The sequence below is a fragment of the Petrimonas mucosa genome (genome assembly GCF_900095795.1).
Classification (GTDB): Bacteria; Bacteroidota; Bacteroidia; order Bacteroidales; family Dysgonomonadaceae; genus Petrimonas; species Petrimonas mucosa.
On sequence record NZ_LT608328.1, the window covers coordinates 2417384 to 2431518 of the forward strand.

A 14135-nucleotide genomic window follows, 5' to 3' on the forward strand; every position below is an offset into this window, starting at 1 on the left:
AGGATTATTTAATCACAATCTTTTTTACATGTTTCCGGTTGCCATTCTCAACCCTTACATAATAGGTACCGGATGGAATTGAATTGGGAATCGCGGTATGGTAACCAATTATGGGGGTAGTGAATAACTTTTTTCCATTATATGAAAAGACCGAAAGTTTTGCGGAGGAACCGATAAACCCTTTACAGTTTGCGCAAATGCGGTTGAAAATATCCTTATAGATGTTTATGGAGGGATCTGTCACTGTCTCATCCGGGATTGGATCCGGTTCGGGCTGTGGTTCCGGTTCGGGAGCAGGCTGTGGATCGGGCTGAGGCTGTGGATCGGGCTGAGGTTGCGGATCGGGTTGCGGTTGCGGTTGCGGCTGCGGCTGCGGCTGAGGTTCCGGCTGAGGTTCTACTGTCATCCGTGCCCGTCCGAATATCTGGTCAGGAAGGATCGACGGGGTAAGTGATGCATCATACCGGTTGGTCTCCTTACCTTTGATCGGTTCCATATTCTCTGCAAACCACCAGTTGCTCAGGTTACCCTCCTTGTTTCTGTAATTGACGACATTACCCTCGACAGTGATGTTGTACGACTTGCCAAAATACTCTTCATACCAGTTGCAAGCATAAAGTCCGATATTTGTGAAGTAGTTTTTTTCGCCATATATCTTATTGTTTCTCAATACCATGTCGTGGCCGCCCGCGATGCATACTCCGTACTGTCCACCATTAATAACAATGTTGTCCTCAGCAATCTGATATGATCCGCCGATATCGCCCAGAATGATTCCTCCACCCGATGCAGCAGGACCGCCACCTCTGAGCCAGTTGCCCTTCACGATAATGGGACTTTGGGCAGTTCCGTTCGACTGGTTCAGGTTGATGATGTCGCCTGGCGAACTCGATCCGAAGATATTCTCCGCAACATTGTAACTGACGCTGTTACCCTCACCGTTCACCTTGTCGAACAGCACAACAAAGCCATTGTCCTTGTCCTCTGTCTTCATCGGACCACCGACATTCCTCACATCGTTGTAGTCGAATTTAACACCCCGGGAATTGTGAGCAACCAGTGCGGTATGCACTTCGTCAAAAGTATTATCAATAATTGTAATGTTCTTACAATTATCCAAATAGATAGCCCTCTTAGTTAGTGACGACTTGAAACTGTTGTTCTTGATCACCACATTTTCACAACTGTAGAGGACAACCATGTCCTTGTCATTACTTGAAAACTCAAGCCCCTCAATTACAAAGTTCTTCTTCCCCACATGTTGTATGGTGGGAGACTTTGCGTAAGAACCTGTGTACCTGGCACCTTGTCCATAAGATAGGTGTACGGTGAGGCACGCAAAGAGCACACTTAGTACGATGAATTGTTTTTTTTCCATTTGCTTTGCTTTCTTTTTTGAATTTGTCCGTACAATTCACTGAAGCGGCCTGCTCTGTTATCATCACAGAGAAATAACCTTTCACATCTTTGGAATGGGAAAACGCAAGCAACTCGAAACGAAGAATTGTATCAAACGATTATTAACGCCACAAAATTACGCACATTTTCCCGATTATAGTGTTAAAATACAAGCAAATAACACTATTTAATCAAAATTAAAAACCATTATTCATAATTAACAATGCTCATATTTGACTTTCCATTTAAAATCCCAATAAAATTGGACAATTCATTTTAATTAACTTTTAAATTTTATCTTTGCATCAGGGTGTTAAGAGGAAACAGGCTCTGCCGGGGGGCAACCTGTCAGCAATAAGCACCCTGACGGTATGCAGTAATGCTACTTTAGGAGGTGGATATTCTGCCTCCTTTTTCAGTATTACTGACACTGTCCATATGGCTAAGAAAACCCGATCCTACATCCTACGGTAAACAATCTTTCCACAGCAGACTACCCGGCCTTGCGGCGGGAGCTGCAAATTCCTGTATCAGTTTACGATAGGCGGGGGTCACATACTAATTTAAGCAGACTTCAAAGCTGCAATAATATGACAGTGTTTCCCCCGTGGAAAAATTGCTTACACTGTAGGATTGTATGTTAATTGACAACGCACGGCACATATTCCTGTCCATGTTTGAGCACGAAAAATATCCTGTTCACCAGTTTACGGGCTACCTTGACTATGGCCTTCTGGGCATTCATCCGTTTACGGTATCCCTCATAGGCCAATGTCATTGCCGGATCTTTCCTTATGGCTATCCATGCAGCCTCGATTATGTAACAGCGCAACATCGCGTGCTTGCGAACCGTGATGTTGCCGTCGCCCTGACTTTCCCCGCTGGAGTGGCACATGGGAATCAGTCCGATGTAGGAAGCCAGTGCGTCGGCGCTGGAAAACCGGTGGATATCGTCTATCTCGACCGCCAACGACATGGCGGTGGTTATCCCTATTCCCGGAACCGATGCAAGCAGGCGTATCGGCTCCTTGAGTACTTCACTGCGGGATAATGCGCGCAATATCCGCGTTTGTTCGAGAAGCATGCCGCGCAGGCGTACAAACTGCTCTATGTGTATGTTCAGTGCCTGCCGCCCATATTCGGTGGAAAGCGACACTTCGCGCAGCCATGCCAAAAACCGCTTTGACCAGTTCCCCACCGAATGACGTGTAAATTCTTCCGGGATGTCTATCCCGTGAAATCGCAGGAACGACTTTATCCGGTTCTTTTCCCTCGTGGTGTCTTTTACGATCCTGTTTCTCAACCTTATCAAAGAACGCATTTCCAGGGTGGCGACATCCGGCACGTAAATGCCTTTTAATGTTCCCGACCGTAATTCCCTGGCCAGTTTCCCGCAATCAACCGCGTCGGTCTTGCGTAATTTCTCCTTGCTCATGGTCGGCACATCAGCCGGATTGACAACGATGTTGTTGATCCCTAATCCTGTCAGATTCTCGTGTATCCAGAACCCGCAGAATCCCGCTTCGTAAACCGAATGATAATCCGCTCCCGGATAATGGGTTGTCAAAAACTTGTGCAGCGATTCCGGACTCGGATCCTGCCTGAACTTCTTCAGAACAGAATGTTGGGATAACACTGCCACCGACCAACTTTTCAAATGGGCGTCGATTCCTACGTAAATATTTTGCCCTTTGAAATCTAATTTGTTACTTTGTCCTCTGTTCATAAGCTATATTGTTTAAGTTAAGATTGTTATCTCTCAAAAACAAAGTTAACTAAAATGATATAGCTTTTTTACTGGACTACCTATCCGTCTTTTACAATTTCAAACATAGGAACTAATTTTTTTCTACCTATTTAGAACCGGTTTAAGCGATTTTTTGGAAGAGTCACCTATCCTTTGGCCTATACTGAGAAATTTACCCGCAATATACTATTTTTTTAATCAGGATTTGACCTTATTTGTACAAAACAGGCATCCTTTTTTCCCTGCAATTAACTAAATAAGCTAAAAAAAGGGGATCATACGAAAAAACATCGGCAAATGGTCATTTTACTGAATACAAAACGTATCTCACTGTAATACAGTTAATTATCAAAATATGATCATTTTTTCAAACCTATTGTTATACCGATTTATTTTCTCCAATTTTCTGATTTTGGACTTAAACGCATTTTGAAATATACAAATCTCATTTTAAGCATATTGTAAATATGCGATGCCTGCGTAGTCAAAATTTAACAATAAAATCAGGTCGAAAATACAAAAAAATGTTCATTTAGTCCTAACGTTACCCTTTCTTTCATTCTTATTTTTGCCATCGACAAAACAGTCATCACACAATTGCAGCGCTTTCTTAATGTTTAACATTCAGCATCTGCTATAGCAGATTTTTTGATGCCGTTACGTAACAGAAGAGATTCTGTTATAGCAGATCTGAATAAAAAGTCACAGTATGAAAAAATACAGTTTCCTGCTTACTCTTATTGCGGGGTTGATAGTCTCTTGTTCTCCTGTAAAGGATGTTGCCTATTTTGCTCAATTTACAAAAGAGATAAACTCCGTAAACGAATCGTTGTTCGATGCCAGGATCAAGCCCAAGGATTTACTGTCAATAACCATAGTCAGTACCGAACCTGAGGCATCACGCAGGTATAACCTGTTCACCCCTCAGGCGCAGGAGATTACCAACTCGCTTAACTCTCAACCCACCATTCAAAGCTACCTCGTTGATAACGAAGGTAACATCGAGCTTCCCATATTGGGGGTCCTGAATGTAAAAGGTTTGAATACAAAAGAGGTTGAAGCGCTTATTGAAGAGCGGCTGAAACCTTATTTTACGGGAGAGATGCCCATCATTACCATTCGGATACTCAATTACTCGGTAAATGTTTTGGGAGAAGTTCTCCGTCCGGGAAGATTTGTATCGAACAACGAGCGGATCACCATTTTTGAAGGATTGGCGCTGGCCGGCGACATGACCATTTACGGCAGGCGTGATAATGTAAAGGTATTGCGTGAAGCGGCTAACGGTGAGAGAGTAATTTATACCGTAAACCTCAACGACAGGAAGATCTTCAACTCACCTGCCTATTTCCTCGAACAGAACGATGTAGTATATGTGGAACCCAACCAGTCCAGGGCCAACTCTGCCAGGTACGGAGCCGCGGAAAATCACCGTATATCAACATTATCCGTACTGATCTCGCTGGCAACAATGGCAACGACGATCTATAGCATCACCAGGACCCGATAATGTAAAGTGTTTCCAGTAAAACCAACTACACTAAAATTATTAACCCACATTGCAGCTAACCGGAGCTAATTCCCTGTATCCCTGCGTATATATTTTTTTCAAGGTTCAATTGGGGGACTACAGATTTTTTCCTGATAAATGGTTTTTCATCGTATCCCAACACCTTATATATGATTCTTACTTTGGATTCAGGGAGTGAACATTTTCTAATCGACACACACTCTTCATCGGTATTTACCATGTGCGTTGTCACCATTTTCTGCGTGTTCATGATCCGGACAATCTCTCTCCACTCATGGGTAATCCCAAATTGTTTCAGTTTGAAACGGATCGTGCTTACCAGCTGGTAGGCCAACAGCCCGAGGTGAAGATGAGCCATTGTCGCCTCATCCGTTTTATGAAACACGGGACGCAGGTTCAGATCAGTCTTCAGGCAACGAAACGTCGACTCTACTTCTCTTATAGTGTTGTAAATCAGCCAGGTGATCTCCTCTCCATGTACCGACAGGGAAGTACGCAAGAAGTATTCCCCATGTCTTGATTCGCTCTTTGCCTCGATTCTCTCCCAGGATATGGATGTGGCATGAATCCCCCTTTCGTCGGGCTCCACATGGATCTGATACAGGCGGTGTACCGAAGGGTATTTTTCCTTTAGCCGGCCGATGCGTTCCCACACCTTTTCAAGCTTTTTGGTGCCTCCTTTCTTTTTCAGGGCTTCGGCTGCCTGGCTCAGTCCACATTCAAAGGCCCGCGTGAAACGGTTTTCCATGGACGCTTCCTTGAGACCCTTGCTATAGCTCTTCACCTTGTAGAAGCTGTCACTTTCGCCATCCACTTCTACCTGACTGATCTCGATGAGCTGGTTGGATTTATCCCGTATTTCCACAGGGGAAAGGCTTGTTGCACGGTATTCTTTGAGTTTACCCCGTGAGACACAGATGTAGTCGAAGGATTCCTCTTTCAATATCTTCAGGTTATCATTCGTGGCGATGCCGGCATCCATGACCACCACCTGCTTTTTATCGGATCTCCCCCTATGGGATTTCATCTTGTCAAGAATATATTGCAGGCTTTCAGGATCAGTCATGTTGCCTTCAAAGATTTGTGACTCCTTCAGGAAACCTTCCGGGTTGACCACCACAGCCAGCACCACCAGTCTGGTATCGTTACGCTTTTCCTTGCTGCGCCCGAACTTAGCTATCCGACTCTCTCGCATGGTTCCCTCAAAATAGGTATTTGTTAAATCATAGATGATAATCTTGTCATCCAAGGAAAAAAGATCGTTCGTGCGGTTAGAAAAATGACGTTCCAAGCCATCCTTCTCACCATAAAGCCGGTGAGCCATCTGGTAAAGCTTATCTTTGGTGATGGCCGAAGGATCAACCCCGGTCAGTTCACAAAGCGCCGAGTTCTCCTTCAACCAACGGCTGGTTTTATACTCCGATGCGGGGTAAACAGCCCGGGCGATGATCTGGGTTAAAGCAAGGGCGATATCTTGTTTCTCCCAGCCGAAAGTCTCTAAATACTCCGGCAGGAGCAATTGGCGGCAAGCTTGAAGACAAAGCCATTCGCCACCAACCTCCCGGATATCACTGTTCGTTGTCCTGTCAATGTACACTTGCTCGATACCAGCCGCCTTCTTCTTTGCCTTTTCTATCTTTTGCGCTTCATGGAGTAGTCCCACGTATTTCGTGCACAGGGCTTCCACCTTGTCATCACGAAGCGATGAGATGATGAATGTTTTGCCCTCGAAGTAAACCTGGTTGATGCGTTGACAGAGAAAGGGAATCTTTTCAGGTGGAAGAACTGATTCCAGGTCACCCAAAGAGAGCAGCGTGCGATTACGGATGAAGCGGCCTTCCCGGTAGCTCTCACACAACCGGTAATGGGTATACTCATGGCCCCCATCCTTTTGCTTTATGCTTGTCTTGAAAAACATACAACGCAAAAGTAATCAAGGGATACGTTTTTTTCAACATCAAATGGGGGACTACATTCGTGTTTTAAAATAAACCGACATTGAATATCAGCCTGATACAAAAATTTATGGTCAGCAAACAGACGTAAAACAAGCGGATTTAACGTAAATAGAGGGTAAGTTTAACTTCTATTTATAATCGTGCTGCAATGTGGGTTAAAGAAGAAAATGATAAACTACTCTGCAGTTGAAGAAGAATACAGTGTGCTTGCTGAAAAACCGATTGATGTCGTCAGTATACTGATGAAGTACCTCTCATATTGGAAATGGTTTCTGATCTCCCTGTTCATCTGTTTGACCATTGCCGCCGTATATCTCTTCTACACGCTTCCCCAATTCAGGGTGGAAACATCCATCCTGTTCAAGGATGACCAACGTGGAGGAGGTGCATCCGAGATAACTGTGTTCAAGGAGATGGGGGTCATCAGGCAAAAAAACAATGTGGACAATGAGATTGAAATTCTGAAAAAGTCTTTGATTGTTGAACGCGTAGTAAGGAAACTGGGGATCTATGTCTCCTATGTAGAGTTGAAACCTTCAAAAGTTGGACGGATTACTCGACTGGACAGAGTGATGAAGTTTCCAAAACGGAAAATCAGCATCATGTATAAAAATGAGAGTCCAATCCTCTTCAGTATTGATGAGAATGCCGTCAACAACCTGAACAAGACGATTATTTTTGATGTATTGGTTACTCCCTCGGGAGCATACGAATTTTCCGGCAAATACAATGATCAGAAGTTCCTGATAAAAGCATCACCGTCCGACACCATTGTCGCATTCCCGTTCGGCAGTCTAAGGCTCATCAAACAGAGCACCCTGCCGAAAGAGAACAAGTACGTAAGGGTAATGATCGAACATCCGGTAAATGTGGCTGCCCGATATCTCAACTCACTGGAAATCGAACTGACGTCCAAGAACTCATCCGTAGCAAACCTGGCGTTGACCTGTCCGAACGGAATGTTGGGAAGGGATTTTCTTGAAGAGTATATCAACACCTATAACGAAGAAGGAATCAGGGATCAGCTGGAACTGGCCGACAAGACTTCTCAACTTATCGACGACCATCTCTCAAAACTGAGCGAGGAACTCAGTTCAGTGGAGACCCAGGTAGAAGACTTCAAGCAATCGCAGGGACTGACCGATATCTCCTCCCAGGCAGATGTCTACACTTCACAGTCCGCCAGTGTGGGACAGATGAAAGTGGAAGCGGAGACACAATATGCGATTGTATCGAACCTCAACGACTATGTACAGGGCAAAAGGGAACACGAGCAGCTTATTCCGGCAAATACCGGGTTAAACAGCGAAGCACTCACTTCACAGATCAACACATACAACGAACTGGTGCTGGAACGGAACCGGCTATCGCGAATCGCTTCAAGCAGCAATCAGTCCATGATCGACCTCAATAACCGGATCGAAGCCACCTTCAACTCCGTGAAATCGGGACTTCAAAACGAGAAGAACAACCTGGAGATCCAGTTGCGTGACATCTCAGCCATGTATTACCGGAACAGTGCCAAGATTCGAGCTATTCCACGTCAGGAGAGGGTCTATTTCGATATAAAGCGGCAACAGAATATCAAGGAGGAGCTGTTTCTCTATCTCCTTCAGAAAAAAGAGGAAAAATACATGAACATGGCCTCGGTCGAACCCAATACAAAATTGGTGGACAATATCCGTATACTGGGAGCCGTGTCACCCAACCGTAGGATGGTTGCACTGATCTTTTTCGCCCTTGGGCTGATCATCCCGGTCGTCTGTATCAAACTGAAGGAGTTACTCCGCTATCAGGTAAGCAACAAGGAAGAGCTCGAAGGGCTGACCTCAGTTCCTATTCTGGGCGAGATCCCGAGGGTCACCCATAGCGAGCACGTTGTCATCAAGGAAAACAACAACGACAATTTCAGTGAGATGATGAGGCTGTTGAGGGCTAACCTGTTGTTCGTCATCGACAGCAAGGAGAAGAAGGTGATCAACATGCTTTCGAGCATCAGTGGTGAAGGAAAAACATTCATCACCATCAACCTTGCCATGAGCCTGGCACTGCTGGAGAAGAAGGTACTGATCGTCGAACTGGACATCCGTAAACCCAGGCTGTCTGACTACCTGGGAATAGACAACAAGAAAGGGATTACCCTCTATCTATCCGGCAACCTGAGCAAGGAGGAGCTGGTAAAACCCTCGGGAGTACATCCCAACTTATCGGTCATCACAGCTGGCTTCGTTCCTCCCAACCCCAACGAATTACTGGCAAAACCATTGCTGGACGAGCTAATTCGGGAGTTACGCAACGATTTCGACTATGTGATCATCGACACGGCACCGGTAGGCGTGGTATCAGACAGCTTTTTGCTGAACCGACTTGTAGATGTAAACCTTTACGTGGTCAGGGCAGACTATACCCCGAAGAAATTTATCGAGGATGCTGCAAGGTATCGCAAAGAGGAGAAGCTCACCAGACTCTACTTCATTCTTAACTCGGTAAACATGAACGCTATTGCCTACCGATATGGATATGGCAAGAAATATGGCTACGGCTATGCATAACTGAATCGTTAGAGAGGTGAAACCATGGATTCAATAATCACAGCAATGAAAATCGACGGAGTAAAAATTATCGACCTTCCCAAGAACCTGGACCGGCGCGGCAATTTGTCGGTAATCGAGGAGTTCAAGAATATCCCCTTCAAGATTGAAAGAACCTACTGGATCTACGATGTGCCGGGCGGAGAGGTCAGGGGAGGTCACGCTTACAAACGGAATCAGGAGTTTATTGTCGCCCTTTCCGGCAGCTTCGATGTGATCCTGGACAATGGAATGGAGCGGGAGACATTTTCGTTGAACAGATCCTATTACGGTCTTTATGTCCCCAACGGGATATGGAGGCAGATGCAGAATTTCTCCACAAACTCCCTAGCACTGATTTTGGCATCTATACCGTTTGATGTTACAGACTATGTATATGATTACGAACTATTTAAAAAAACATTACATGAAAAAGTCAACAATTTATGATTGCTCCATACTGGAAATTGATAAGCATCATCACGAAAAAGGGAATATCAGTGTCGTGGAAAACGGCAAGACCGTACCCTTTAATGTAAAGCGGGTCTATTACCTCTATGATGTCCCTGGAGGGGAATCACGTGGTGGTCATGCTCATAAGGAACTGCAACAGTTCATCGTTGCAGCCAGCGGCAGTTTTGATGTGACTCTGGACGATGGCGAATTAAAAAGGACCTTCACCATTAACCGTCCCTACCGTGGACTGCTTGTGGTTCCCGGAATCTGGAGAGAACTCGACAACTTCTCTTCCGGATCGGTCTGCCTTGTGCTGGCTTCTTCGGAATATTCAGCAGACGATTACATCAGAGACTATGAAGAGTTTAAAGCATACAAAAAGAATAACCAATGAAATATATACATCCCAGAACCGACGTCCTTTCTCAAAATATTGGCGAGAACACAACCATATGGCAATTTTGTGTGGTATTACCAGAAGCACGGATCGGGAGTAACTGTAACATTTGTGCACATGTATTTATTGAGAACGACGTTGTTATTGGCAATAACGTAACCATAAAAAGCGGAGTACAACTATGGGATGGTGTAACCATCGAAGACAATGTCTTTATCGGACCTAATGTAACATTCACCAACGAGCTTATACCCAGATCGAAAACCCACGACACAACAAAATTCAAACCTACCCTGGTAAAGAAGGGGGCATCGATTGGAGCAAACTCGACAATACTTCCCGGACTTGTTATCGGAGCATATGCCTTTATCGGTGCAGGAAGCGTCGTCACAAGGAATATTCCCGACTATTCGTTCTGGTATGGGAATCCTGCAACCCAGAAAGGATATATAACCGAGGAAGGGATCTTACTCGATATGGACAAAAGGGACAAAAACGGTGTAAAGCATCTATTAAAAGGGGAAATCGATGATTAAGTTTCTTGACATACAAAAGATTACAGAGAAATACTCGACTGAAATCCATCAAGCCGCAACCCGGGTTATCGATTCAGGCTGGTATCTTCTCGGCGAAGAGTGCAAACGGTTCGAAGAGCACTATGCCAATTTTATAGGCACCAGCTATTGTGTGGGTGTTGCAAACGGCCTGGATGCATTACGCATAATCCTGAAGGGCTACATGGAACTGGGTGTGATGAAAGAAGGTGACGAGATCATCGTCCCCGCCAATACCTTCATCGCCTCGATACTTGCCATCACCGACAATCGGCTTGTTCCGGTGCTGGTTGAACCCGACATCCACACCTATCAGTTGGACGAGAACAAGATCGAAGCAGCTATCTCCCCCAGGACAAAAGGGATCATGCTTGTTCACCTATATGGAAAGTGCGCCTACACCGAGAAGATCGGCGAGATTTGCAAAAGACACGGGCTGAAACTGATCGAAGACAATGCCCAGGCAACCGGATGCAAATATAACGGAAGAAGAACCGGCTCTTTGGGGGATGCGGCAGGGCACAGTTTTTATCCCGGTAAAAACCTGGGTGCCTTTGGTGACGGAGGTGCCATTACCACCAACGACAGTGAACTTGAAAAGAGTGTTCGGGCATTAGCCAACTACGGATCCGGGATCAAATATATTTTCGACTATCAGGGATTGAACAGCAGGCTCGATGAGATCCAGGCAGCCATCCTCGACGTCAAGCTCAACTATCTGGACGAAGATAACCAACGCAGAAAGGAGATTGCCCGCTATTACATTACCCAGATCAACCACCCGGAGGTGATGTTGCCGGTGGTGGATGACTGGGATGCCTACGTATTTCACCTCTTTGTCATCCGGTCAAAGCATCGCAACGCTTTGCTCCAACACCTCAACAACAACGGGATTCAGGCCCTAATCCACTATCCTGTTCCGCCTCACAAGCAGAGAGCCTACAAGGAGTGGAACAACCTGCATCTACCTGTAACGGAGAAAATTCATAACGAAGTTGTGAGCCTGCCTATCAGCCAGGTACTCTCCGACAGTGAGGCCGAGATCGTGGTCAGGACAGTCAATTCGTTTCAATCCAATACCCTGTAATAAACGACATGAATAAGCACCAGTCATCCTACCGGCAGATAATGAAGGCAACCTCCCTTTTCGGAGGAGTCCAGGTCTTCCAGATCATTATCTCCATCGTCCGCTCGAAGTTTGTAGCACTCCTTCTCGGGCCGGCCGGCATGGGTATTGTTGGATTGCTTACCTCAACCACCGGACTGGTGGCAGGTCTTACCAATTTCGGTTTAGGCACCAGTGCCATCAAAAACATTTCCGAGGCCAATGCCACAGGAGATGAACAACGGGTAGCCACGGTAATTGCCGTCATGCGCAGGCTGGTCTGGATTACCGGTATTCTCGGCACAGTAATCACTCTCATCTTTGCACCCTGGCTGAGTCACTTCACTTTTGGCGACAGATCCTATACGGCAGCCTTTGTATGGATCTCGGCCACCCTCCTTTTCAGCCAGTTGAGCACAGGTGAGCTGGTGTTGCTCCAGGGACTGCGCAAGCTGCAGGATTTAGCCAAGGCCAACGTCTACGGAAGTCTGGCCGGCCTTGCAATCACCATTCCACTCTACTACCGGTTCGGTGTAAAAGGGATCGTACCCGTGATCATCCTTACGGCAGTCTCTACACTCTTTTTCTCCTGGTATTTCGCAGCAAAGACCAGGATCGGGAAAGTTGACCTCAACAGGGAGATCACCATCACTGAAGGGAAGAGCATGATGGTCATGGGGTTTATGATTAGCCTGAGTGGCCTGATATCGATTGCTGTAGCCTACCTGCTGCGGATATTCATTAACCGTACGGGAAACACGGCAGATGTGGGACTATACAATGCCGGATTTGCCATCATCAACACTTACGTGGGAATGATCTTCACAGCAATGGGAACCGACTACTATCCCAGGTTGTCTGCAGTGGCAAACAGCAACGAACTGTGCAGCCGCAACGTCAATCAGCAATCCGAAATTGCATTGTTGATACTGGCACCCGTATTGATCGGGTTCCTGGTCTTCATCCATTGGGCCATCATCCTCCTCTACTCCACGCAATTTCTGGATATAACCGGAATGATCTACTGGGCATCACTGGGCATATTCTTCAAGGCGGTAAGTTGGGCCATCGCCTTTGTATTTCTGGCAAAAGGGGCAAGCAGGCTCTTTTTCTGGAACGAATTGGCCGGAAACACCTATACACTGGGATTCAGTCTGCTTGGATATCACCTGGGAGGATTAACGGGACTGGGCATTGCATTTCTGGTGGTTTACATGATCTATATGGTACAGGTATATATTATTGCGAAGATGAAGTACCAGTTTTCATTCACCACCTCCTTTATAAAGATCTTTGCGATCCAGTTAACGCTGGCATTGATAAGTTTTGCAGTGGTAAACCTGATCGAAAAGCCTTTGGCATACCTCATAGGAACAGCGCTCATCGGTTTTTCGTGCTGGTATTCGTACGTGGAACTGGAAAGCAGGATCGGTTTAAGAGAGATTGTTCAAGGTTTTATTCAAAAAGGTAAAAAAAACAAGGAGTTATGACAAATAGAGCTACACCATTGGTTTCGATTATCATCATCACCTACAACAGTTCCAGGTATGTTCTGGAAACGTTGGAGAGTATCAAGTCACAGACATGGGACAATATCCAGTTGATTGTAAGTGATGACGGTTCCAGGGATAATACCGTTCAGCTCTGTACGGAGTGGATCAACGCAAATCGGCAGCGCTTTGCTGAAACCAAGTTAATTACAGTTGAAAAGAATACGGGAATAGCAGCCAACTGTAACCGCGGGATTCAGGCCACGATCGGTGAGTGGGTCAAGCTGATCGCCGGCGACGATATCTTGCTGGAGAACTGTATTGCCGACAACCTTGCATATGTAACCCGTCACCCCGAAGCCTCCTTTGTTGTCTCAGAGCTGTTGGAAATCGATGATCATGGCAATCCTGTAAAGTCGAGTAAAATCAACGAGGGATTGCGCTACTTTGCCAGCAGGCGGTCGGTCAGGGAACAATTGAAGGCCTATTCACGGTGGCCGGTGTTTCTCAATACGCCAACCTTCTTCTACAAGCGGGAATTGATAAACAGTATCGGATTATGCGACGAGGAGTTCAAGATCTATGAAGATATGTCGATGGTATTCAAGATTATCGGCAAGGGTGTGAAGATACATTTCATGAACAGACCAACCGTCAGGTACAGGATCCACGGCGATTCCCTCTCCCGGAACATTGCCGTGGAGAATCAGAGAAGACGGGAAGCGGTAAAAATCTTCAACAAGTACAGGAAACAGAATTTGAACATATTCAACCCCATCGATTTATCTATCTATTACGAAAACTGGCTGAGATACAAATATAAAGGGTTCTACGGACATAAGGGGGTACCCTTGCTGATGAAATTCAGCCTCTTCTACTGGCACTTGAAACTAAACGGGGTAAGATCATATTGAACAATGGTTAAAGAA

The 14135-nt window shown here is 45.7% G+C and carries 11 protein-coding genes; 8 read left to right on the forward strand and 3 right to left on the reverse strand.

Features of this window, described 5'->3' with window-relative positions:
* Positions 1 to 4: 4 nt before the first annotated feature.
* Positions 5 to 1378 carry a right-handed parallel beta-helix repeat-containing protein gene (locus ING2E5A_RS09750; RefSeq protein WP_071137243.1) on the reverse strand — a complete coding sequence of 458 codons (1374 nt, stop codon included), beginning with the start codon at positions 1376 to 1378 and terminating at the stop codon, positions 5 to 7.
* A gap of 660 nt (positions 1379 to 2038) precedes the next feature.
* Positions 2039 to 3124, reverse strand: a complete 1086-nt coding sequence (locus ING2E5A_RS09755) for an IS110 family RNA-guided transposase (RefSeq protein ID WP_071137244.1) — start codon at positions 3122 to 3124, stop codon at positions 2039 to 2041.
* 730 nt (positions 3125 to 3854) lie between these two features.
* Between ING2E5A_RS09755 and ING2E5A_RS09760 the strand changes: the two genes are divergently transcribed.
* A complete protein-coding gene (locus ING2E5A_RS09760) occupies positions 3855 to 4655 on the forward strand; it encodes a polysaccharide biosynthesis/export family protein (protein ID WP_071137245.1) in 801 nt (266 codons plus the stop codon).
* Between the two features lie 55 nt (positions 4656 to 4710).
* Here the strand turns inward: ING2E5A_RS09760 and ING2E5A_RS15730 are convergent, their stop codons facing one another.
* The gene (locus ING2E5A_RS15730) at positions 4711 to 6594 is read right to left on the reverse strand and encodes an IS1634 family transposase (RefSeq protein WP_071135763.1); all 1884 of its coding nucleotides are present in this window, start codon (positions 6592 to 6594) and stop codon (positions 4711 to 4713) included.
* A 207-nt stretch (positions 6595 to 6801) separates the two neighbouring features.
* Between ING2E5A_RS15730 and ING2E5A_RS09770 the strand changes: the two genes are divergently transcribed.
* The 7 genes from ING2E5A_RS09770 to ING2E5A_RS09800 are packed head-to-tail and all read left to right on the forward strand — an operon-like array spanning position 6802 to position 14120.
* Positions 6802 to 9186 carry a polysaccharide biosynthesis tyrosine autokinase gene (locus ING2E5A_RS09770; protein WP_071137246.1) on the forward strand — a complete coding sequence of 795 codons (2385 nt, stop codon included), beginning with the start codon at positions 6802 to 6804 and terminating at the stop codon, positions 9184 to 9186.
* Positions 9187 to 9231: 45 nt separating this feature from the next.
* Positions 9232 to 9654, forward strand: a complete 423-nt coding sequence (locus tag ING2E5A_RS09775; protein WP_071138309.1) for a sugar 3,4-ketoisomerase — start codon at positions 9232 to 9234, stop codon at positions 9652 to 9654.
* On the forward strand, positions 9632 to 10054 hold the full coding sequence (locus ING2E5A_RS09780) for a sugar 3,4-ketoisomerase (RefSeq protein ID WP_071137247.1): 423 nt from the start codon (positions 9632 to 9634) through the stop codon (positions 10052 to 10054). Before ING2E5A_RS09775 ends, ING2E5A_RS09780 begins: the two co-directional genes overlap by 23 nt.
* A complete protein-coding gene (locus ING2E5A_RS09785) occupies positions 10051 to 10593 on the forward strand; it encodes an acyltransferase (RefSeq protein ID WP_071137248.1) in 543 nt (180 codons plus the stop codon). The genes ING2E5A_RS09780 and ING2E5A_RS09785 overlap by 4 nt, the downstream gene beginning before the upstream one ends.
* The gene (locus ING2E5A_RS09790) at positions 10586 to 11698 is read left to right on the forward strand and encodes a DegT/DnrJ/EryC1/StrS family aminotransferase (RefSeq protein ID WP_071137249.1); all 1113 of its coding nucleotides are present in this window, start codon (positions 10586 to 10588) and stop codon (positions 11696 to 11698) included. The genes ING2E5A_RS09785 and ING2E5A_RS09790 overlap by 8 nt, the downstream gene beginning before the upstream one ends.
* Before the next feature lie 8 nt (positions 11699 to 11706).
* Positions 11707 to 13206, forward strand: coding sequence for an O-antigen translocase (locus tag ING2E5A_RS09795; protein ID WP_071137250.1), 1500 nt, complete (start codon positions 11707 to 11709; stop codon positions 13204 to 13206).
* Positions 13203 to 14120: a glycosyltransferase gene (locus ING2E5A_RS09800; RefSeq protein ID WP_071137251.1), complete on the forward strand. Its 918-nt coding sequence runs from the start codon at positions 13203 to 13205 to the stop codon at positions 14118 to 14120. Before ING2E5A_RS09795 ends, ING2E5A_RS09800 begins: the two co-directional genes overlap by 4 nt.
* Positions 14121 to 14135: the final 15 nt, after the last annotated feature.